We start from the raw sequence: 22556 nt of genomic DNA, 5'->3' as shown, positions 1-22556 counted from the left end.
AAATACGTGAAGTTGATGTTCTAAAATGGTATAATCAAATAAAGCATATCATTCACAGATATGCTCTAATTTAAAATGCAATAATTTCTAATATAACAATTTTCGGAGGAGTGGTGTTATGAGTAAACCAGTTGTTTCAGCGCATTTTGCATCAAGAAAACCATCGGATGTTAGATTGGCTCAGATGAAATACGATGAACGTAAGGTTAAGCCGCAGGAAGTTATCAACGTCGGCATTGGAAACGTTTCCCTACCTACAAACCCAGCGATGCAGAAGAGAATGTTTGAACTTGATGCTCCTGAAAGTCCATTTTCCAAAGGCGTTATAAGATATACAGGTACTGCGGGTACTCCAGAGTGCCAGGAGGCATTTAAAAACATCCTAAGATGCCAGGGTTACGACACAAGCAAACTACACGTTGCGGTTACAGATGGCGGTTCTTCTGGTATGGAGTTGCTTCTTGTTGGCGTTTGCGGACCTGCAGGCACTGGCGAGCAGCCACTTATGATGATCGATCCAGCCTATACGAACTATATATCTTTCGCAGAAAGAATAGGCAGAAAGACTGTTTCTGTAAAGCGTCACATGGGTGAAGACGGAAAGTTCAATCTTCCTGAAATGGACAAGATAGAAGAGGCTATCAAAAAGCACAACCCAGGAGCGCTTCTAGTTATTCCATACGACAACCCTACTGGACAGCTTTACTCATTTGAAATGATGAAGGAGCTTGCAGAGCTTTGCGTTAAATACAACATGTGGATGATCAGCGACGAAGCATATCGTGAGCTTTACTACGATAAAAACAAGGATCTTATAAGCATCTGGAACATTAGCGATGCTGAGGTGCCAGGTATAGAGGGAAGAAGAATAAGCCTTGATACTGCTTCGAAGGTATGGAACGCTTGCGGATTGAGAATAGGCGCTCTTATAACTGACAACGAAGAATTCTATGACCGCGCAGTTGCTGAATATACTGCAAACCTTTGTGCAAACGCTATAGGCCAGTATATATTTGGCGCATTGGCTCATCAAACAAAAGAAGAAATTGCAGCATGGGCGAAGGAAATTCGCGAGTATTACGAAGAGTTAATAATGAAGGTGTATAATGGACTTAAAGAGCAGGAGCCTAAATTGATAGTTTCTAGTCCTGATGCATCGATATATTCTGTAATAGATGTAAGAAACGTAGTAAAACCAGGATTCGATTGTATTGACTTTGTACTCTACTGTGCTCAGGAAGGCTCGGCTGTTATAGACGGTGTAGAAACAACACTTCTTGTTGCTCCTATGAGAGGCTTCTATGAGAATGTAGCAGGTGAATACAATCCAGGAACTACTCAGTTCCGTATCTCATACGTTGAAACACCAGAAAAAATGGCGAAGGTGCCTGAATTGTTCGTTAAGCTTCTTAGACAATACGAGGCTCAAAGAGCATAGTCTTGTAAAATATGAAATAAGAATTATGGCCCCCTGCAGTAGATTTGTAGGGGGTTTTTTATGGGAAAAATGCAGGAAAATAATTGTTTTTTTAAAAAAAATCATACCATACAAATGCCACAGACTTTGAAAACAGAACTATAGAATTAATTTGAATTATAAGAATAATTTATATTTTGGTATTTTTTGTTTTTCATCCGGCTACAATCTATGATATACTTGTCAATGGTAAAGCGTTATTTGTGGGGATAACGTTTGCACCTGTAGCACATAGAGCATGTGTGCTTGCAATTATTCTTATCATATCTAATTTATCATTTAGGAGGAAAGACATTGAAAAATCTACTTAACAAATGGAATCAGCTCAGCCTTGTTAAAAGGATAATCGTAGGCCTGCTCATAGGTATTATCCTTGCAGTAGCTATTCCTGAAACAGCACAACCAGTAGTGATTTTCGGAGCATTGTTTGTAGGTGCTCTAAAAGGTATTGCACCTGTACTAGTATTTTTCTTGGTAATGTCGGCCATATCTCAGCACAAGAGCGGACATGAAACAAACATGAAGTCCATAGTGGTACTGTATCTGCTTGGAACATTCCTAGCTGGACTTACTGCAGTAATAGCAAGCTTTGTATTTCCAGTTACACTTACTCTTGCTACAGGAGCTGCAGCGGGAGATATAGCACCTCCAGGGGGCGTTTCGGAAGTTCTAAAGGCGCTTCTTATGAATGTTGTCGACAACCCAATCAAAGCGCTTTTCAATGCCAACTACATAGGCATACTTGCTTGGGCGCTAGTTCTTGGCCTTGCACTTAGAAATGCTGCAGATTCTACAAAGACTCTTATTAGCAACTTCTCGGATGCGGTATCTCAAATGGTAAGATGGGTTATAAACTTCGCACCGCTTGGAATAATGGGTCTTGTGTTCGAGTCAATAGCTACTAATGGAATAGGAACGCTTTTAAGCTATGGACAACTTCTAGCTGTTCTTCTTGGATGCATGGCATTCGTTGCACTTGTTGTTAATCCGATAATAGTTTTCATAAACATCCGTAAGAACCCATACCCACTAGTTCTTAAATGCCTTAAGGACAGCGGAATAACAGCATTCTTTACTCGTAGTTCTGCTGCAAACATACCTGTTAACATGAGCCTTTGCGAAAAGCTGGGCCTAGACAAGGATACTTATTCTGTATCAATTCCGCTAGGAGCCACAATCAACATGGCAGGTGCAGCAGTTACAATATCAGTGCTTACGCTTGCTGCAGTCAACACACTTGGAATACAGGTAGACATCGGAACGGCTATCATACTAAGCGTACTTTCTGCAGTATGTGCTTGCGGCGCTTCAGGCGTAGCCGGCGGATCGCTGCTGCTTATCCCACTTGCATGCAGCTTGTTTGGAATACCAAACGACATAGCTATGAAAGTAGTAGGAGTTGGATTCATAGTAGGAGTTCTTCAAGATTCTTGTGAAACTGCACTTAACTCATCTACTGACGTTCTTTTCACAGCAACTGCAGAATTTGCGAAATGGCGTAAAGCAGGAAAAGAAATCACTATCGATGAAAAAGTAGCTTAATAGCAATACTAAAAAGCAATATAAAACCAAAGAAGCCCTCTGTTTGTAGACTACAGGTCCGCGATACGGGGGCTTCTTTTTTTTGTGTGATGCCGCGCATTTGCACGAGTTATCAAATGGTGATATATTTAAATTATTGTTATATGATTAAAACTATATAATCTCAAGGATGTGAATACTATGGATAAGAAGGCAGTATATTTCTTTTGTATGGATTCCACAAAGGACGAGGTTGCGCCACTGGTCTTTGAAAAGTCACGTGAAATTCTCGAGCTTTCGGAAACCGGCATGGAGGTAGACGGCTATCCTGTTTTGGAATACAAGGCTGGAGACGGAGACACTATATATTATGTCAGGACGAGCACGGTTATATGCATGGACTATGGCAGGTATCTCCCTGAAATAAAAGAGAAATTCTCTGACTGCGACCTGGCAGTAATGGTCAACTGGCATGGTGGAGGCAATGCTCCAGACAAGGTAATATGCATACATACTGTAGGGGATGTCAGCTCGGGGATTTTCGGAAAAAGTGAGCCGAAGCTTTCGACTAATATAGCAAGAGCCTTGGAAAAGCACAGGCAGTCACTAGGGCTTGATGATTTCAAGGTAACAACAGAGGCTACACATTGGTCGGGAGTAGTCTACGGCGGAAAAGCGGAGTGGATAGACGAGTACAAGGTGCCCTTCCTTGATGTGGAAATCGGAAGCACATCAGAAAGCTACAATAACCCCGCAGCCGTTGAGGTGATTGCCAGAGCGCTGATTGAAGTTTTCGGAGAATCAGGAGAATTTCCGACAGTGCTTTATATGGGCGGCATACATTTCGAGGACACGATAACAAATGCTGTGCTTCACCCGACGCATCCGGTGTCGCTAACGCACATACTGCCGAGCCGTTGGATTGAAACTGAAATGTATACAGGTGAAACAGGGATTTCACATCTTATGGACTGCATAAACTCCATAAACGGAGGTGTGCAGGGAATAGTAATACATGAGAAGCTGGGAAAGGAACAAAGAGAACTTGCAGCCGCTTTGTCAGAAAGGCTGGGAGTGCCCATTGCCAAGCGAAAGGCTCTTAAGTCTCCTGAAAACACTGTGTTTTATGCGGTCAGATAGTGAAAAAAACAATTTAGTCGGAAGCATATATCGAGGGAATGCCTAGTATTGGGCATTCTCTTTTTGTTTGGATTGTTATTTAGCAGTTGCAATGGGTAATGTTATCATAAGGAAGAAACATGGTGTATATATAATAAGGACAGGTGCCTGTTGGGGCGGGGAGGTCAGTTATGAATGAAGGAAATTTTATCAAAAGGCTAACTAGCTTGCTTTTGGCTATCGCAATGGTATTTTCTATTTATTCGATTAACTCTAAGTCGTATGCTGCTTCAGCCTTCAATGATATTTCAGGACACTGGGCGGAGTCTTATATCAATGAAGCCGTAAGTCAGGGATTCATAAAGGGATATCCTGATGGGAGCTTTAAGCCTGATGCGCAGGTGTCGCGGGCTGAATTTGTAAGCATGGTAAACAGAGCTTTGGAAAACTCGGGCTCGGCTAGCATTTCATTCTCTGACGTATTGCGAGGCGATTGGTACTATGAGGATGTGGCAAAAGCGGTGCGTGCGTCATATGTCTTAGGCTACAATGATTCGACATTCAGGCCGGGTCGGTCAATAACAAGACAAGAGGCCTGCGTTATGATATCGAAGTTTGTTCCCACTTATGGAGAGAACGGACGCCTCCAGACTTTCCCAGACTATAGGTCGATTGCCAGCTGGGCATATACTGCGGTGTCTAAGGTTAATGGAAAGGGGTATATCGGCGGATACGCTGATGGCAAGATTCATCCTCTAGACAACCTGACTCGTGCCCAGGCAGCTAAGATAATAAGCGAAATAATCGATGAAGAAAAAATAGTGTCATCCGATACTGTTGTCAGAAAGGACGGGACTAAGCTTTCGGGAACAATATATTCCAATGATGTTATGATGGACGAGGATCTCGGCGACGAGAGCGCTTTAATAGACAACTGCGTAATACTTGGAAGTCTGAATGTACAGGGTGGGGGAGACGACACTATAACAGTGAACAACTCCAGAATTGCCAAGGCCGTAGTCGATAAATCTGATTCGAGTGTAAGGCTGCTGGCAAAGGGCGAAACTACAATTGCCAGAACAGAAGGCTCAGAGGACTTCATTCTTCAGACTTCAAGCCTTGCCGGAGGGGATTATGGTGCCGGTTTTGAAAAAATAGGCATATCCGGGTCCGCACAGGCGGTGCTCAGGGGAAGCTTTCCGTATGTATCAATAGACGGCTCTTATGCCAACGTCAAGCTTGAGACAGGCACAATAAATGAGCTTTATGTATTATCTGATGGGAGAAGGTCAGACATAACAGTGGAAAGCGGAGCGACAGTCAAAACCGCAAAGGTTTATGCGGAATCGTATTTCCATGGCGAAGGAACAATTTCAAGCATGCTGGTTTATGCAAGGGGAATCACATATGAAACAAAGCCTAGGTCTTGGACAATTGGTACAGGAGGCTCGACGCCAACTCAGACTGAGCCTGAGCTGTCAATGAAGTTCAATCCCCAAAATGCCGAAACCGGCGTGTATTTGGACACAAAGATTACAATCAAGTTCAACACGGCTATGAGAAAGTACAACGGCAATGCAATAGTTGCATCAGATATAAATGATATTGTGACACTCAGGAAGGGCTCGTCTACGGGAGCGACAGTTGATTTCAGCGCTACGATAAACACAGCAAAGGACCTTATCACAATAACGCCGTCTTCAAACCTGAGCAGCAACACAAAATATTACATCCAGGTAGAGGAAGACACAATGAGGGATGAATACGGCAACTACAACGACGCAGAATCGAGCTACTTTACAACGGGAGATGCCACTGAAAAGCTCACTGTAACCTTCTCGCCAGCAAACGGGGCAACAGGTGTTCCGATTGATACAGATTCATTCACAATCACATTCTCAGACAGAGTTGTAAAATATGACGGAAGCTCCATAACATCAAGCACAGACAGATATCTAAAGGACAGCGTTGTCGTATTCCAGGAGGGAGGCAAAGCTGTTAGTACGAGCAGCTATGCGGTTTCGATAAACAGTACCCGCAGGGTGATTACGGTAACTCCTGATTTCGACCTGTCGCTCAACACAAGATACTATGTGGGTATAAAATCGAACACCCTCAAAACAGAAGGCGGAACGGCTGTGACGTCAGCCGGGTCCACATGGACCACAGCTGGAGCCCCTGCCCTAACCAGTATCAGCGCTACGCCTCATCAGAATTCAATAGATTTTAAGGCCACGCCCAGCGTGAATGGCACTGTGTATGCTGTTGCTGTAGATACAAGCGCGGTTGCGCCGGATGCGGCGGCAATCAAAAATGGAAAGGATGGCTCGGGAAATGCTGCAGCAGCATTTGCAAGTTCTGGTGTGACAGCTGCAAATGCTAAAACGCTCAGCCTTTCCGGACTTGAAACGGACACACAATACAAAATATACGCAGTGCTGTATGACGGAAGCGGCAATGTATCCAACGTGGCTAATGTGACAGAGACTACAATGCCGCTGCTGCTTAAGAGCTTGACAATAGTTCCTGTAATAGATGGTGGCAAGAATGTACTTGTCGGCTTTGAACCGGAAAAAACAGCATACAACAATATTTACGTGCCTTTTGGAACTGATGCGGTAGACGTCACTGCAGCTGCTAATTCGGATTTGTTTGTAGGCACCATTTCAATCAACGGTAAAGCCAGCACGGCAACAGTCAGAGTACCTCTTGTCAATGGAAAGGTGACAATTATTGTAAATATTCAGGAAACAGGAAAAAGTTCCGTAATATATACTGTTACATTGATAGAGGCAGGGAGCGCTGATTTGGATTCCATGACAATCAACGGAGATTCATATAATCCCGGAACCAGCTACATGCTGGAGTCATACGACACCATGTCTGTTGTAGTTAATATAGTTCCGGAAGACCCAGATGCTACCATATTGATTGATGGCTATCAAATTGAAAACGGAGAAGACACTACACTGAACATGAGTGTTGCAACGACGTCGATAAGCTTCAGAATACGCTCATCTGACGGTTCGCTAACAAAATCCTACGCAATAAATTTCACCAGACCTCCAGCTCCAGAACAGTAAAAAAAGAGGACGCCATGTTACTGGCGTCCTCTTTAATGCTTTCCAAAATTACAGTGTGGAAATGTGCAGACTTTGCATGACAAGCATTGTCCTCCATAGCCCATTTTTGTAATGTCTTTCCTGATTATTTTCTCTCCGGCGAATACTCTTGGAAGCAGCAGGTCAAAGGCCGTAGTATGTGCAAACATAACGCACCCGGGAAGACCGAATACAGGTACATTATCCAGATATGAGAATAACAGCATTGCACCGGGCAAAACAGGTGTGCCATAGGTTACTATATCAGCACCTGTAGATTTGATTGCACCGGGGGTTTTATCATCAGGATCTACTGACATTCCGCCCGTTACCATAATGAGCTCTGCGCCCATTTTTTTGGCGTCAAATATTGCGTTTCTTATATCTTCTAGTACATCGGGGACTATTGTTTTATGAAAAACATCTGAGCCAAAGTTTTTCACTTTCTTTTCAATAACAGGCCCGAATTTGTCCTCTATTCTTCCTTTAAACACCTCGGATCCTGTTACAATTACTGCTGTTTTCAATTTAATAAAAGGCTTGATTTCAAATATTGGCGCCTTGCCACTTACAATGTTTTCCATTGAGTCGATTTTTTCTTTTTTTGTTGTTAGTGGTATGATTCTGCATCCTCCAAGTAATTCATCTTTGTCGACGCATATATCTCCATGGATTGTGGCAAGACAAATATCTTCAGTATCATTAACCAGGTCTACAAGCTCCCTGTTTATTTTCAAAAGGCCTTTATACTCTGATTTGAAACTGACCTTTCCTTCAGAAGGTTCCGAAAAGTATATTCCCGTACCGGCAAATAGTGTGCCTAACCTCAGAGCTGCATCATTTTCATGAAGCTCATTTTCTCCCAGTTCAAAAACAAACAAATTTTCTTTTCCAATCCTTAATAGATGCTCTATATCATTTTCTGCAATTAGATGGCCCTTCTTAAAGGCGGCGCCCTTAAATTCTCCCGGTACGATTTCTGTTATGTCGTGCCCTAATATCATACCGACTGCATCTTCTGTTTTTACTGTATTCAATATATCACCTCATATTTTTAATACACTAATTCCGACTATGTTATAATGTTATAATTGAATTGTCTAAAACTCAACAATATCAAGTGTTCAGAGGTTTCCTATGAATAGTAGTATATCAGATGCTGACGTTAACGGACAACTATTACAGTCTAAGCCTAGAAAGTTTTTATTGTTTGACGAAATAATCGATAGCCCCTTACTCGATTACTTCATAATACTGCATATGCTGTTTGTGAATTCCACAGGATCCTCAATAGGAAGACCTTCAATAAGAAGCGCCTGGTTGTAAAGCAGCTCTGTATAGAGTCTGAGCTTATCCTTGTCATGCTCGAAAGCATCTCTGAGAGTTTTGAACACCTCGTGGCTTGTGTTTATTTCAAGCACCTTGTCTGCTTTTACGTTCTCGCTGCCAGGCATGGCGCTTAATACTTTCTCCATTTCTATGGTCAGCTCGCCCTCTGTTGAAAGACAAACAGGGTGGTTCTTGAGTATTTTCGATGCCTTAACTGAAGTCACCCTGCCGGAGAGGATATCCTTCATGGAGTCGAAAAGCTCCATATTTTCAGCATCTTCAGCATCGGAAGCTTTTTCGACTTCTTCCTTTTCTATACCAAGATCTCCGCTGGATGCAGAGCGGAACTCCTTGTCCTTGTATGACATAATCATCTTAATCGCGAATTCGTCAACGTCATCTGTAAAGAATAGAATCTCGTAGCCCTTGTCAAGCAGCAGCTCTGTCTGCGGCATTTTCTCGATCCTTTCCACGGATTCTCCAGCGGCGTAGTAAATATATTTTTGTTCTTCAGGCATTCTGGAAACATACTCGTCAAGAGTTGCAAGCTTCTTCTCCTTTGATGAATAGAACAAGAGCAGGTTTTGCAGGAATTCCTTGTTGGCTCCAAAGTCGCTGTAGATTCCATACTTAAGCTGAAGTCCGAAGGATTTGTAGAAGGACTCATACTTTTCCCTGTCATTTTTCAGTAAATCCTCAAGCTCGTTCTTGATTTTGTTTTTTATATTTTTGGCTATCAGCTTGAGCTGCCTGTCATGCTGGAGCATTTCACGCGATATGTTGAGCGAGAGGTCCTCTGAATCCACAATTCCTTTTACGAAGCTGAAATAGTCCGGCAAAAGCTCTGGACACCTGTGCATTATCATGACGCCATTTGAATACAGCTCGAGCCCCTTTTCATACTCCCTCGTATAGAAATCATACGGTATTTTCTCTGGAATGAAGAGTATGGATTTGTAGCTTACGGTGCCTTCGGCATTTATGTGTATGTGTTTTATTGGTTTGTCAAAGCCGAAGTGCTTCTCGGAATAGAAGTTGTCGTAGTCCTCGTTAGTCAGCTCGCTCTTGTTTTTTTTCCATATTGGAACCATGCTGTTTACAGTCTCTTCTTCCGTGTAATCCTCATATTCGCTTTCGCTGCCGCCCTTGAGCCTGCTCTTTGTGAAATTCATTTTGATAGGATATCTTATGAAGTCTGAGTACTTCTTTATTATTGATTTGAGCCTGTATTCGTCGAGATACTCATCGTAGTTTTCATCGGCTGAATTTTCCCTGATTTTGAGTATTATGTCTGTTCCGACAGAAGCCTTGTCGCAGGGCTCTATGGTATAGCTTTCAGCGCCCGAGGATTCCCACCTGTATGCTTCGCTGCTGCCTAGGGCCTTGCTTATTACAGTGACCGTGTCTGAAACCATGAAAGCCGAGTAGAAGCCGACTCCAAACTGGCCTATTATGTCATATCCGTCCTTGAGCTCGTTTTCGTTCTTGAATGCAAAAGAGCCGCTCTTTGCAATGATTCCAAGGTTGTCTTCAAGCTCTTGCCTAGTCATTCCAATACCAGTGTCGGATATTCTAAGCGTCCTGTTTTCCCTGTCGGGAGTTATGGTGATATAGTAGTCATCCTGGTTGAAGCTAACGGTATCGTCCGAGAGCGCCGCATAGTATATCTTGTCGATAGCGTCGCTGGCGTTGGAAATGAGCTCCCTTAAGAAAATTTCCTTGTGAGTGTATATGGAGTTGACCATCAAATCGAGAAGCCTTTTGGATTCAGCCTGAAACTGTTTTGTCTGTTTCATTATAAACAAATCGCTCCTTTCAAAATTAAGTATTTAACTGGCACATCATTAGCACTCTTGCATGATGAGTGCTAATCCTTACATTTTATATACCAAATTATAAAATTGATGTCAATATCAGCGTATCCATATCATCGTGTATTGTGTATAATGAAGCTTTGAATAGCAGGTTTAATAGAATATAATAGATATGAGAAATACTGCTAAACATGGTATATTCCAAAAAAACACAATACTATGCCTGATACTTTTGGAGGAGAAGATGAAACAAAAAACAAATACATACATGTTTATTGAGTTAAGACGCCATGTGATTATTCTGCTTGTAATGATAATAACCCTGCTGTTTCTTATCATTGGAATGTCGCTTTTGAATGCGGCTGCTCAAAAAAATGCGACGAATATTGTAAATGAGCTCGGCAGGCAGAGGATGCTGACCCAAATGATTGCAAAAGATGCCAGCAGAATATCGGTCCTTTTGAATGCGATAAGCTCGGGAGAAGGCATAGAATCAGATGAAATTTTGAGAGAAAAAGCAACCGGCGCACGAGAGAAAATCATCAGCTCAACAAAGTCATTCGAAGCTACGCTAGAAGGAATCAAAAAAGGATATATCAGGGTACAGAATGAAACTGTAAAAATTGACTATTTAGGAGATTCAAGCATAAACAGCAACATAGGCGAAATCGACGCCCTCTGGAGTGAATATAAACGAAGCGCCTACATAATTGTATCGGAAGAGCACACCAGCAAGGAATTCAAAAATGCGCTGATTTTCATAAATGGCAATAATTTGAAGTTACTGGATTTGAACGAAAAAATGATGAATATGATAACAGACAGGATGAATGGCGCATATTTTATGTATAGAAACATTTATCTCGCGCTTATACTGATTGTGAGCCTGCTGTCGGGAATGACTGTATACAGGCTTTATAACTACCTTTTCAAGCCATTGGAAGAGCTTTATATAGGTTTTAACAATATAGGGTTCATGAGCAACAATGAGGGCAGTTCATTCAAGACAAAAAACAACATCAACAGAGTCGTAATAGAGGTTAAGAATTTATTTAGCGGGATAAGTGAAATGATGCATCTGATTGAAAACATAAACATGCATACATCGTTTGATGAGACTCTCGATTACATATTCAAAACATTCAAAAGATACATACCATACACATATATTGGCATTGCCCTGTTCAGGGGATCTGGAGATGACAATATAGTCGCTTCCTACGGCGTATGCGGAAGCGAACACAAAGGACTTGAAACAGAGCTTCTTGGAACGGCTGTAGACATAAATAAAACCAGCCTGAAAAGGATTATCGAGAAGAACAGACCCAGGGTGATTAACGATCTGGATTCATACTTTGAAAACAGGACAATAAGCGATTACAGCCGAATAATAATGAAGCATGGAATACAGGCATCAATTACACTTCCTTTGCTTATAAACAATAAGCAGATAGGTTTCATATTCTTTTCGAGCAACAAGAAAAATGTGTACAGCCCTTTGCATGTGGATTTTCTCAAATCTGTCAGCAACGCCATAGCAATATCATTTGAGAAGAACATTTTTGTCGATGATCTTGTGTATTCAAGCGTCCTTGCACTGGCGAAGCTTGCGGAGGCCAAGGATGACGATACTGCGGAGCATCTCAACAGAATGAAGAATTATGTTGTTTTGATATCAAATCTGCTGAAAACCAACAGCAAGTATGCGGACATGATTGATTCGAAATTTTTGATAGATATTGAAAAATTCAGCCCCATGCATGATATCGGCAAAGTTGGAATACCGGACAACATACTGCTAAAGCCCGGCAGACTGACTGGAGAAGAATTTGAAATCATGAAAATGCATACTGTGTATGGTGCGGATGTATTGAAAGAAGCCGAAGCAAATATCATGAGAAGCGGAAGAAGCCTCTTTTCAGAAGGGATTTCCATAGCACTTGCACATCATGAAAAATGGGATGGAAGCGGATATCCAAGCGGGCTAAAGGGAGATGAAATACCGCTCTCAGCCAGGATAGTCGCTGTGGCAGACGTGTTGGACGCCTTATTATCAAAGCGACCGTACAAGGAGCCGTTTACATTTGAAAAAAGCGTTGAAATAATTATGGATGGAAAAGGAAAACATTTTGACCCGCATATAGTCGATGTATTTGCAGGCAATATCGATTTGTTTAGAAATATGCAGGAACAATTCAAGTCATAGCAAAAAAAAGTGTGTATCTTCATTTATTGAGGATACACACTTTTTTTGCAATATACCAAATATTGCATTACCAATGTGGATTTTGGGTAAGATTGAATAAGTGCGATGTTCTGCAATTGCCTGTATACGGAGGTTGATATGCTTGATTTCGATATAATAGACGAATACAAGGGAATTGGAGTTTCACGAGGACTTGACAGAGGGCTTGTTGCATTCAAGGACGGCAAAATCATAGTAGAAGAAGGCATGGGCATTGGCGCGTTTGCTGTCCAAGCTGACGGCTACACTTATTTTTCGTCTGTGCGAAGTGTTCAAAAGGAAAACGGCAGAATCCTTGTGATTTCAGATGTGGACAAAAGGCTGGAATGGAAGACTTGGGGTTTAAGGATTAGGCCGCTGACGAGGGTTTTTGAATACATTTGTACAAACATATACATGAAGAATGAAAAAAAACAAGGCATGTTTCTCCGATTAGGCGGCGTGCTTAGAAAGATTTTCAATGTTGAAGCATGCTTTGTGGAAGTGGTTTCCAATGGAGAAGTAAGGGCATTGTACAGCGTAAATGGAAATGAGGTATCTGTTGATTTAAGCTGCGACATCAAAAAAAAGGCATGCAGGATTTTTGTCATGAATGAGATGGGGGCAGGAATATTTGACAAGGGCGTCATAAACGGAAATGTGACAGAGCCTCCGTCGGGATGGCAGAAAATGCAGGGGGTTTGTGAACTGCTGAGCAGTGCATACTCGTTGAAATTTGCTATTTTAGAGACTCATATACCAGATGGAGTTACAAGCCAGCTATACTGGGGGAGGGAGATGGCAGAAGGCTATTGCTGGGCAGGTTTTGAAAGCGAGATTTTCTGCGATTCGGGAAGGTTTGAAAACTATAAATATTCGATAATATTCAAAGAGGTGATAATATGAGCTCTAAAAAAGTCCTGCTTATATATCCTTACTTTTACACTGGCGTTACTAAAGACCAGCTATTTCCACCTCTTGGGATAGGACTGCTTTCGGCGCTTCTTAAAGAAAAAGGGGTTGAGGTTATGAAGCTGGACTGCACCTTCTTGACATTGGAAGAGGTAATCTCAAGGGCGGAGGCATACAAAGCAGATATAACAGGAATATATGTAATGACGACATTTGCCGACAATGCATTGAAGCTGCTGGACAAGCTCAAAAAAATAAATCCAAGCAGCATCTATATAGCGGGTGGACCATTGCCAACGCTCTATCCTGCCAGGTTCGCCGAGAAGTTCGATTATGTTTTCAAGGGAGAGGCTGCTAAAAGCTTTCCAGACTTTTGCCACGACTATCTTAATGCTCCAAACAGAATCGGGTTCATAGAGAGAATAAACTCGGAAAGCTATCCTGGCATATACAGTTTGAAAAACGGGGGACTATATTCGACTGCGACACATCTTAGCAAGGATGAGATCGACACTTGCCCGCTGCCTGACAGGTCAGGCTTTGATCATGGCAGATATCAGGAGTTGTGTCACAGGCATTCCGGGAAAAAGAAAACTTCAATAATGATGACCTACGGATGTCCGTTTTCGTGCGACTTTTGTTCCAAGCCTATATTCGGAAAAGAGGTGAGGTTCAGGAGTCTTGATAGGATTTTTGACGAAATAAGAGACATATTATCTTATGGCTATGACTCGCTCTGGATTGCAGATGACCTTTTTACATTCGACACCAAATTCCTAAAGAGCTTCTGCGAAAGACTCGTTGAAGAAAAGCTGGGAATATCATGGAGCTGTCTTTCGCGTGTGGATACTATAAATGACGAGATTGCGTGTGAAATGAAAAAGGCAGGCTGCAGCAAGGTGTATCTTGGTATAGAGTCGGGCAACGATGAGGTTCTTAAGCTGATGAACAAAAGCATTGATACGTCAAGTGTAAGAAATGGCGTTGAGGTATTCGTAAGAAATGGAATAGCATGCGCAGGTTTTTTCATAGTGGGCTATCCGGGTGAAACAGAGGCTACTATCGAGGATACTCTCGAGTTTTCACTTTCCCTGGGACTTGATGAGATATCATTCAACGTGCCTTACCCGCTGCCAGGCTCAAAGCTTTATGAAAGAGTATCAGGAATAAGCGCAGACGATTGGACTATAGAAAACGAAACAAGATTTCTATATAAAAGCGAATTTGACGAAAAATGGCTTAAAGGCAGGATACAGGAGACTCTCAAGTCTTTTGAAAGATTGAAAATTCAAAACAGCTGATAGAAAAAGTGCGTATCTCCCTGAATTAGAGTTTGATTATATCAATTTCAAGGAGGATACACACTTTTTGCTTTAGGTCAGGGTATTATTTAAAATCAACCTTTACAAGCTTGCCGCTTTCATTGTAAGTAACCTGAGTGATCTTGGCGAGCTTCTTTTCGCCATTTTCCTTGCAGCATTCGGCAACCTGGAATGTTTTTGAAGTGTCACCTGTAGCCTTGTACACATCACCAAGTATTTTGTAGAGAGAGAATGGGTGGTCAGGGTCTTTTATTGTTATCATAGATGTGTCTTTGATAGATATTGTATCGGCAATAAGCTTTGCAAAATCAATGTCTGAAAGGTCGGCTATTATGTAGTACTGAGCTTCATCGGCCAGGTCATCGAAGCCTTTAACCTGCTTGATGCTGAACTTGCTCTTGGCAACGGCGCTTAGTGTTGCCATTAGAGGAAGTATTCCCCAGCCTTTGTGTCCAGATACTATAACTGTATCCTGTCTGCCCACGGCCTCTTCAAGATAAGCCGCCTGAGCTTCTGTCATGAAATTCTGATCTACAAGTTTTTTAAGCATTGGATTCATTAAAATCAATCCCCCTGTCTTTTAGTGTTAGAGAAACTCTCTTATAGAAATACTGATTATAAGAGAAGTACTCTGATTTTGGATTGTTGATTATCTTAGATAACATGATACCATTTTTTGAATGGAAGTCAAACTTGCATAACAAGCGGATTTGCGAGAAATTATCGCGCACTTTAGTGAAAAATCTAACGACACCAAAGAAGTAGTTATGTAATATTATTACAGGCATGACTTTCGATTCGGCCACACAAGCTGAGAGAATCAGGTCAAAGCTCACATTAAATTGAATCCTGGCATATCATAAAAATCAACAGGCCAATTCAAATGCTGATTTTTACAGGGCAAGTTATATATTTTTTTTAACAGTATTATCATGATTTGAGAGATGTTCGATTAATCATTTCAATTGTATTATTTTTGAATATATGAAAATTTTATGGGTTACATCATAGTTCAAACCGACATGTTAAAATATGAAAGTTTGAACAGATGTAAATATATGCAAAATTCTGATATACTGGATATGTTGTTAATATGTTGATGATACATTAGATATTGCCGGGAGGTTGAATGAAAATGAATATAAAGCAGATTGCCTCTGCCGTGTTAATTGTAAGCATGCTGGCGGTAATGACAGGATGCGGGGCAAAGACATCCGGTTTGGATAATGAAAAAATACCTGAAGATGCCAATGGAATCAAGCATGCCGCTAAAATCGAAGGCAGATCGTTTTATGTCTATTCCGGAGGGGATTGGGAAAAGAAGTTTCTCAAAGGTGTCAACATTGGAGCAGGAAAACCGGGTCATTTTCCGGGGGAGCTGGCCATAACAAAAGAAGAGTATATGAGATGGTTTGCCTACATAAGCGAGATGAACGCCGAAGTAATAAGGGTCTACACCACGATGAAGCCCGAATTCTACGATGCGCTCTATGACTTCAACAGGACTTCGTCACAGCCCCTTTATCTGATGCAGGGCGTATGGATAAACGAGGATGACATCGAAACCTTAAAGGATGCATATGCAGCCAATGGAAAGATAAAAAACAACTTCATAAAGGACACTAAGGACCTTGTGGACATAATTCACGGTAAAGCAAGCCTTCCTTCGAAACCTGGATTTGCAAGCGGCACATATAAAAGCGATGTTTCAAGGTACGTAATTGGATGGATACTTGGGATTGAGTGGGATCCAAATTTTGTGACTGCTACTAATAATGCAAATCCGGATAAAGCTTCGTACAGCGGCAAATACTTATATACACAGAATGCCTCTCCTTTTGAAGCATTTCTGTGCGAGGTGGGTGACAGCGTAATCGGGTATGAGGCTTCAGAATATGGGATGGCAAGACCTTTGAGCTTTACCAACTGGCTCACTACAGATACGCTCGAGCATCCCAACGAGCCGTTTGAGCAGGAGGACATGGCTCAGGTTGATACTGAGCATATTAAAAAGACTGAACTTTTCACTCCCGGAGTTTTTGCATCCTACCATGTCTATCCATACTATCCGGATTTCATGAGCTACCAAAGGGAGTATGCCTCGTTCAAGGATGAAAGCGGCAAAGTGAATACGTATAGGGCATACTTGAGAGACCTTTTCAAGCAGCATACAGTGCCAGTGCTAGTGGCTGAGTTTGGCGTGCCGGCGTCAAGAGGCATGGCTCATGAAAGCCTTTATTCAGGTTATAACCAGGGCAATCTTGATGAAACTAAGCAGGGTGGCATACAGGCAGACCTCCTTAAGGACATATACGAAGAAGGCTACTGCGGAGGCATTGTATTTGCATGGCAGGACGAATGGTTCAAGAGGACATGGAATACTGCGGACTTTGACTTGCCTGACACAAGGCCATATTGGTCAAATCCTCAGACAAATGAGCAACAGTTTGGGCTTCTTGCGTTTGACCCGGGCCAGAAAAAGAGCGTGTGCTATGTCGACGGGGATGTTGATGAGTGGGAAGATTCACAGCTTGTATACTCGGATGAGAATGTCAGGCTTCATGTAAAATCAGATGAAAAATACATATATTTGATGGCGGCTGCAAAGAATTATGATTTTGAAAAAGACGAGCTATTAATACCGATTGATATACTGCAGGGGCAGGGAAACTTGAATCATAGCGCAAGCGATGCTAAATTTCAAAAGCCTGCAGATTTTCTCGTAAAAATAAGCGGTAAAAAAGATTCAAGGATACTAGTAGACGCATATTACGACTCTTTCAACTATATGTATGCAGAGAGGCTGAAAATGATAGATTCCAATCCGGAATACAAAAAGTCGGGCAGCGGAATATTTAATCCGATGTATCTGTGCCTTGGCAGGGAAATATATCTTCCTCAGGACAAGAAGACCGTGCCTTTCTCGAAATATGAAACGGGATTGCTTGCTTATGGAGATGCAAACCCCAAACACGAGTCATTCAATTCTCTAGCTGATTTCTGTGAGAAGAATGGCAATGTGGAAATAAGAATACCTTGGCAGCTTCTCAATGTAATGGATCCGTCAACAAAGGCAATAATGGGAGACTTGTATGAAAATGAGGGCTTTAAGCCGCAAAAGACAGAAGGGTTCAACATCGGATGCGGCGTAGTAAAAGGTGGCAAGGCTATCGCAGAGATCGGAATGGATTTCTACAGCTGGGATGCCTGGGAGCAGCCCACATATCATGAAAGGTTAAAACCTTCATACTATATATTAAAGCAAGCGTTCGAGAAGTATAATTAGAAATATAATATTACAACAGTGATGCCCGGCTTTGTTAGCTGGGCATTAAGCTTGTTTTATGCGCAATAAACGGCGAAAGCTCATGTGTTTTTTTGCAGATTGGAAACTTTATTTGTCATAATCGAGTCATACAATGATAACATAATTCATATGAACAGAAAAATAACCACATACGGGGTGGCATATAGATGGACAATATCAATTTGGATGAGATGCGGCTCGTAAGTCTATCGCAGGAAGGCGATGTAGATTCTTTCGAGAGGCTTATTGAAGCACACAAACAGAGGGTGTACAACATAGCCTTGCGCATGGTCAAAAACAGGGATGATGCATTCGATGTATCGCAGGAGGTATTCATAAGAGTATATAAATCAATAGGGAAGTTCGGGGGTAAATCGTCATTTTCCACATGGATATACAGAATTACAGTGAACTGCTGCCTTGACCATCTCAAAAAAGAGGGCAGGTACAAATACATAACTGATGCAGGGGAAGATAGCCCGGGGGCGGGAGTGATAGAAAACCTGCGGGCTGAAGAGACGCCGGAGAGCGTAATGGAGAAGAGTATAAAGAGGGATGAAATAAAAAAGGCTCTCGACCTGCTTGAGAGCGACTTTAGGGCTGCTGTTATACTAAGGGATATACAGGGTTTTAGCTATGACGAGATATCGAGAATTACGAATGCAAACATAGGAACAGTAAAATCACGCATCAGCAGAGGCCGCAGGAGGCTGCGGGAGATATATCAAGAGCTGGAGAGAAGAGGTGATATGAATGAAATGTAGGGAATGTCTAGAAAGTTTGGACTTATATATAGACGGAGCGCTTTCAGAAGCAGAGAAAAAAGCGCTGGAAAACCACATTGGAGAATGCGAATCATGCAAAGCGGAATACGAAGCACTGTCAGACATAATAGCAGGTTTGCAAAGCCTAGAGGAAGAGCCTCTTCCAGAAGGTTTTGATGAAAGTCTCAGAGAGAAGCTTGAACAAATAAGCTTACCTGTGTCTCAGACAAGCAAAATTAGAGGATTAAAGCCTTACAGATGGATGGCCTACATTGCGGCAAGCCTTCTTGTACTTGCAGGGAGCTATGCAATATTCGAAAATGCAGGCTTGCCGGATAAAGCAGGCCAGGAGCTGTCGATGAAAACAAGAGTAGAGAGCGATTCATCGGCTGCAGACGGAGTGGAAAAAGCTACAGGTGAGAATGTGGAAAAAAACAGTATTCGAGAAGGTGACAAAGAGCACCGATTGGCAGATATATCCGGCAAAGATATTATAAAAGAAGTTTCAGCGAGCGAAAAAAATGCAGAAGGTACTCAGCAAAAGGAGGAAGAATCATCAGCGGCCACAGAAAATAGCGAAGTTGCTGACGAGCAGACAATTGCCATGTCGAGCTTGAATGCTGATTCACATCCCGGCATGGTGGAGTCTAACGAGGTAGATGGGTCTGACTTAGCACATGAAAAATTTGCAGCAAAATCCTTCGCAGCGCCCAATGTGGTATATGTAGATGGAGAAATGGATAATACAGGCACGACAACAATCAAAATGGATGACATGCTTAAAATAACACTCAGCGGCAGCGACTGGGAGTACAGCGTCCAGGGGGATGTACTAGAACCAGTAGGGGCAGAAACCGTCGGAGAAATGCTGGAAATTTCATTCATCCCATTGAAGGCTGGAGAATGTCGTATAGTACTTGCCAAGAAGCCTACTCAAAACCAACCTACCTACAGCAGGGAACTGGGAATAAGAGTCGAATAATTGGAATTTCTTGTGGATCCATTTAATGCATTTAATGTTTTGCTACTGGATTTTTGTAGCCTCTGAACGTGATAAGCAGAGCGCCTTTATGGAGTTTTGCAGAATTTCCCATCGAAATTCAGCCCTGTTGCCGGGATAAAGCTTTGACTGTCTGAGCGGTAGCGAGTTTCAAAGCTTCCGGCGTGATGGTTGAATAAGATGATTGGAAATCCCAAAACGAAAGAGGGCGCGCAAATATCATGCCAGAGGCGATACGTCAAACTTGCACACAATCCGCCTTTGTGATATACTCAGATTGCTTCAAAAACCACTTAAAAAATCATATAAGACAGTTCATTCGTACCATCCTGTCTATAAACAAAACTAGGGCTCATCCATATGGCGTAGCTTATGGATTTTTTGTTTGCAGGGGCTTTTGCGCCCTTTTTTATTTTCAAAAAACCGTATAGTATAACTGAAAGGAAAAACATAAATTGAAAGAAAAAATAGGAATAACAACAACGGTTCCGGTGGAAGCTATTATTGCAGCTGGCTTTGCTCCGGTAGACCTGAATAATATTTTTGTTACAAGCAATGACTGCCAGGGCTATATCGATGTAGCCGAAAGGGATGGATTCCCAAAGAGCATGTGTGCCTGGATAAAGGGACTATACGGCGCCTGCATGATAAACGGAATCAGAAAAATAGTTGGAGTAGTCCAAGGAGACTGCTCCAATACCGCGTCGCTCACCGAGGTACTAAGGCTAAGGGGAATAGATGTCATACCGTTTTCTTATCCCCATGCCAGAAGTGTTGAAAACATAAAGGCTGAGATAGAAAGCTTCATGAAGTTGCTGGGCGTTGATGCGGCAGACACTGAGAAAGTAAGGGAAAGGCTTCAAGGCTTAAGAAACAAGGCTGCAAGGCTCGATGAGCTCACTTGGAAAACTTCCAAGGCCAGCGGCTTTGAAAACCACCTCTACCAGGTTGGCATGAGCGATTTCAACTCGGATCTGGAGGGCTTCGAAGCGGAGCTTGACAGCAAGCTTTGTGAAATTGAGGCCAGAGAAATTGACGAGCCTAGGCTGAGGCTGGGCTATATCGGCGTTCCGCCTATGATGGCTGACCTGTATGAATTCACAGAGCAGCAGGGAGCAAGGATAGTATACAACGAGGTGCAGAGGGAGTTTGCTTTTCCTAGATCAGGCGCTGCAAGGAGTATATACGAGCAGTATGCCGACTACACATATCCGTACGACATAGATTTCAGGCTGCAGGAGATAAAAAAGCAGATAGAGGAAAGAAGGCTTGACGGCCTTATCCACTACACCCAGGCTTTCTGCCACAGGGCGCTCGACGACATAATAATAAAAAGCCGTATAGACATCCCAATCATAAACATCGAGGGAGACAAGTCGGACAGGCTCGACGCCAGGACAAGGCTCAGACTTGAGGCATTCCTCGACATGCTGTGCGACAGAAAGGAAGCTCTGTAATGAGGACACTTGGAATTGACCTTGGCAGCAGGCAGGTCAAGCTTGTAATGATGAATGACGGTAAAATAGAAGACATGCGGTCATACAGCACAATGTCATTTTACAGAAACTACTGCAGCTATAGTAACGGCATAAGGCTTAATACAAATGCGCTAGGAGTAAGCGGCTATGACATGGCGGTTTCCACAGGCTACGGTAAAAACAATACCAATATGACTGACTTTGTCCAGATAAATGAAATAAAGGCGCATGTGCACGGCGCGATTGCACAGATTGGTCTTGATGATTTCGTGCTGCTTGATGTAGGAGGTCAGGATGTGAAGGTCACAAGAGTTGAAAAGGGAATGATAACCGACATCGAGCTGAACGAGAAGTGCGCGGCATCGTGCGGCAGGTATCTTGAAAACATGGCAAATGTTCTTGAAATTTCGCTTGATGAAATGGCGAGCCATTCGAATGATCCGATAGAGCTCAGCTCGACGTGTGCCGTGTTCGCAGAATCAGAGCTTATAGGCAAGATAGCAGAGGGAGTGGATCTTGAGAGTCTGTGCGCCGGCGTGAACCACTCGATGTACAAGAGGCTGCAGCCCATGCTTGCCAATTTCAAGGGGAGAGTCCTTGTAGTGTCGGGCGGGGTGGCAAATAACGCAGCACTCACGGGATATCTTGCGAATGACTATGACAGCGTTATAAAGCTTGACAATCCTCAGTTTAACGGAGCCATAGGCTGCTGCCACTATGCGGCCAGGCTGGCGTCAAAAAAAGCATTGGAAAGGCATGGGAAATAATATGTATATAATTAAAACGCAGCAAAGCTTCGACAGTGCGCATTTTCTTGCAGGATATGAAGGCAAATGCGCTAACATACACGGACACAGATGGAACGTCCATGCTGAGGTTGCATCGCAGGAGCTTCTCCAGGGAGGGCAAAACGACGGCATGGTCGTAGACTTTTCGGACATCAAGACTGTCCTGAAGGGACTTGTAGATTCGCTTGACCACGCCCTGCTGATACAAAAAGGCTCAATTAGGAGCAAGACGCTTGAATGTCTTGTCGAGGACGGCTTCAGGGTAATAGAGCTGGATTTCCGCCCTACGGCAGAAAATTTTTCCAAGTTCTTTTTTGACAAGATAAAGGAGACTGGTTTTGCGGTGAAAAGAGTCACTGTGTACGAAACGCCAAAAAACTGCGCGACATACGAGGAATAG

At 42.6% G+C, this 22556-nt stretch carries 16 protein-coding genes; 13 read left to right on the top strand and 3 right to left on the bottom strand.

The annotated features are described in order from the left end of the window. Nucleotides 1–118 precede the first annotated feature (118 nt). The 4 genes from GT589_RS04440 (at nucleotide 119) to GT589_RS04425 (ending at nucleotide 7200) form a co-directional block, all read left to right on the top strand. A complete protein-coding gene (locus GT589_RS04440) occupies nucleotides 119–1438 on the top strand; it encodes a pyridoxal phosphate-dependent aminotransferase (RefSeq protein WP_293396588.1) in 1320 nt (439 codons plus the stop codon). Between the two features lie 333 nt (nucleotides 1439–1771). After that, nucleotides 1772–3019 (top strand): serine/threonine transporter SstT, encoded by a 1248-nt coding sequence (gene sstT, locus GT589_RS04435; protein ID WP_293396586.1) that lies wholly within the window; start codon nucleotides 1772–1774, stop codon nucleotides 3017–3019. A gap of 180 nt (nucleotides 3020–3199) precedes the next feature. Beyond that, nucleotides 3200–4138, top strand: coding sequence for a D-aminoacyl-tRNA deacylase (locus GT589_RS04430; RefSeq protein WP_293396584.1), 939 nt, complete (start codon nucleotides 3200–3202; stop codon nucleotides 4136–4138). A 170-nt stretch (nucleotides 4139–4308) separates the two neighbouring features. Beyond that, complete coding sequence (locus GT589_RS04425) at nucleotides 4309–7200, top strand: S-layer homology domain-containing protein (protein WP_293396582.1); 2892 nt, start codon at nucleotides 4309–4311, stop codon at nucleotides 7198–7200. Nucleotides 7201–7232: 32 nt separating this feature from the next. On the opposite strand, the gene GT589_RS04420 is transcribed toward GT589_RS04425, so the two are convergent. Both GT589_RS04420 and htpG read right to left on the bottom strand, forming a co-directional pair. Beyond that, a complete protein-coding gene (locus tag GT589_RS04420) occupies nucleotides 7233–8255 on the bottom strand; it encodes a molybdopterin-binding protein (RefSeq protein WP_293396580.1) in 1023 nt (340 codons plus the stop codon). A gap of 204 nt (nucleotides 8256–8459) precedes the next feature. Further along, on the bottom strand, nucleotides 8460–10343 hold the full coding sequence (gene htpG / locus GT589_RS04415) for a molecular chaperone HtpG (protein ID WP_293396578.1): 1884 nt from the start codon (nucleotides 10341–10343) through the stop codon (nucleotides 8460–8462). Between the two features lie 262 nt (nucleotides 10344–10605). Between htpG and GT589_RS04410 the strand changes: the two genes are divergently transcribed. From GT589_RS04410 to GT589_RS04400, 3 genes are all read left to right on the top strand, one after another. Next, entirely contained in the window at nucleotides 10606–12567 is a 1962-nt protein-coding gene (locus tag GT589_RS04410; RefSeq protein WP_293396576.1) for an HD domain-containing phosphohydrolase, read from the top strand. Between the two features lie 138 nt (nucleotides 12568–12705). Next, complete coding sequence (locus GT589_RS04405) at nucleotides 12706–13491, top strand: hypothetical protein (RefSeq protein ID WP_293396574.1); 786 nt, start codon at nucleotides 12706–12708, stop codon at nucleotides 13489–13491. Further along, nucleotides 13488–14798, top strand: coding sequence for a B12-binding domain-containing radical SAM protein (locus GT589_RS04400; protein ID WP_293396572.1), 1311 nt, complete (start codon nucleotides 13488–13490; stop codon nucleotides 14796–14798). The genes GT589_RS04405 and GT589_RS04400 overlap by 4 nt, the downstream gene beginning before the upstream one ends. Before the next feature lie 85 nt (nucleotides 14799–14883). Here GT589_RS04400 and GT589_RS04395 read toward each other — a convergent pair whose 3' ends face one another. Beyond that, nucleotides 14884–15378: a hypothetical protein gene (locus GT589_RS04395; RefSeq protein ID WP_293396570.1), complete on the bottom strand. Its 495-nt coding sequence runs from the start codon at nucleotides 15376–15378 to the stop codon at nucleotides 14884–14886. A 570-nt stretch (nucleotides 15379–15948) separates the two neighbouring features. On the opposite strand from GT589_RS04395, the gene GT589_RS04390 reads away from it, so the two are divergent. The 6 genes from GT589_RS04390 to queD all read left to right on the top strand — a co-directional run bounded on the left by GT589_RS04390 (nucleotide 15949) and on the right by queD (nucleotide 22556). Next, on the top strand, nucleotides 15949–18105 hold the full coding sequence (locus GT589_RS04390; RefSeq protein ID WP_293396568.1) for a family 2 glycosyl transferase: 2157 nt from the start codon (nucleotides 15949–15951) through the stop codon (nucleotides 18103–18105). 188 nt (nucleotides 18106–18293) lie between these two features. Then, the gene (locus GT589_RS04385) at nucleotides 18294–18890 is read left to right on the top strand and encodes an RNA polymerase sigma factor (protein ID WP_293396566.1); all 597 of its coding nucleotides are present in this window, start codon (nucleotides 18294–18296) and stop codon (nucleotides 18888–18890) included. Beyond that, nucleotides 18880–19872: an anti-sigma factor family protein gene (locus GT589_RS04380; RefSeq protein WP_293396564.1), complete on the top strand. Its 993-nt coding sequence runs from the start codon at nucleotides 18880–18882 to the stop codon at nucleotides 19870–19872. Before GT589_RS04385 ends, GT589_RS04380 begins: the two co-directional genes overlap by 11 nt. A 473-nt stretch (nucleotides 19873–20345) precedes the next feature. Further along, nucleotides 20346–21347 (top strand): 2-hydroxyacyl-CoA dehydratase family protein, encoded by a 1002-nt coding sequence (locus GT589_RS04375; protein WP_293396562.1) that lies wholly within the window; start codon nucleotides 20346–20348, stop codon nucleotides 21345–21347. Then, nucleotides 21347–22135 carry an acyl-CoA dehydratase activase gene (locus GT589_RS04370; RefSeq protein ID WP_293396560.1) on the top strand — a complete coding sequence of 263 codons (789 nt, stop codon included), beginning with the start codon at nucleotides 21347–21349 and terminating at the stop codon, nucleotides 22133–22135. The genes GT589_RS04375 and GT589_RS04370 overlap by 1 nt, the downstream gene beginning before the upstream one ends. 1 nt (nucleotide 22136) lies before the next feature. Then, nucleotides 22137–22556, top strand: coding sequence for a 6-carboxytetrahydropterin synthase QueD (gene queD / locus GT589_RS04365; protein WP_293396558.1), 420 nt, complete (start codon nucleotides 22137–22139; stop codon nucleotides 22554–22556).

This window comes from Peptoclostridium sp. (assembly GCF_009881055.1).
Lineage (GTDB): Bacteria > Bacillota > Clostridia > Peptostreptococcales > Peptostreptococcaceae > Peptoclostridium_A.
The sequence above is the reverse complement of the archived record's forward strand: the minus strand, read 5'-3'. Positions and strand labels throughout refer to the sequence as shown.

Bases quoted from the DNA above. Each gene is read 5' to 3' on its own strand.
- GT589_RS04385 (WP_293396566.1), top strand. From the start codon at position 18,294: ATGGACAATATCAATTTGGATGAGATGCGGCTCGTAAGTCTATCGCAG.
- GT589_RS04380 (WP_293396564.1), top strand. From the start codon at position 18,880: ATGAAATGTAGGGAATGTCTAGAAAGTTTGGACTTATATATAGACGGA.
- GT589_RS04390 (WP_293396568.1), top strand. From the start codon at position 15,949: ATGAAAATGAATATAAAGCAGATTGCCTCTGCCGTGTTAATTGTAAGC.
- GT589_RS04405 (WP_293396574.1), top strand. From the start codon at position 12,706: ATGCTTGATTTCGATATAATAGACGAATACAAGGGAATTGGAGTTTCA.
- GT589_RS04395 (WP_293396570.1), bottom strand. From the start codon at position 15,378: ATGAATCCAATGCTTAAAAAACTTGTAGATCAGAATTTCATGACAGAA.
- GT589_RS04410 (WP_293396576.1), top strand. From the start codon at position 10,606: ATGAAACAAAAAACAAATACATACATGTTTATTGAGTTAAGACGCCAT.
- GT589_RS04400 (WP_293396572.1), top strand. From the start codon at position 13,488: ATGAGCTCTAAAAAAGTCCTGCTTATATATCCTTACTTTTACACTGGC.
- GT589_RS04430 (WP_293396584.1), top strand. From the start codon at position 3,200: ATGGATAAGAAGGCAGTATATTTCTTTTGTATGGATTCCACAAAGGAC.
- GT589_RS04425 (WP_293396582.1), top strand. From the start codon at position 4,309: ATGAATGAAGGAAATTTTATCAAAAGGCTAACTAGCTTGCTTTTGGCT.
- htpG (WP_293396578.1), bottom strand. From the start codon at position 10,343: ATGAAACAGACAAAACAGTTTCAGGCTGAATCCAAAAGGCTTCTCGAT.
- queD (WP_293396558.1), top strand. From the start codon at position 22,137: ATGTATATAATTAAAACGCAGCAAAGCTTCGACAGTGCGCATTTTCTT.
- GT589_RS04440 (WP_293396588.1), top strand. From the start codon at position 119: ATGAGTAAACCAGTTGTTTCAGCGCATTTTGCATCAAGAAAACCATCG.
- GT589_RS04370 (WP_293396560.1), top strand. From the start codon at position 21,347: ATGAGGACACTTGGAATTGACCTTGGCAGCAGGCAGGTCAAGCTTGTA.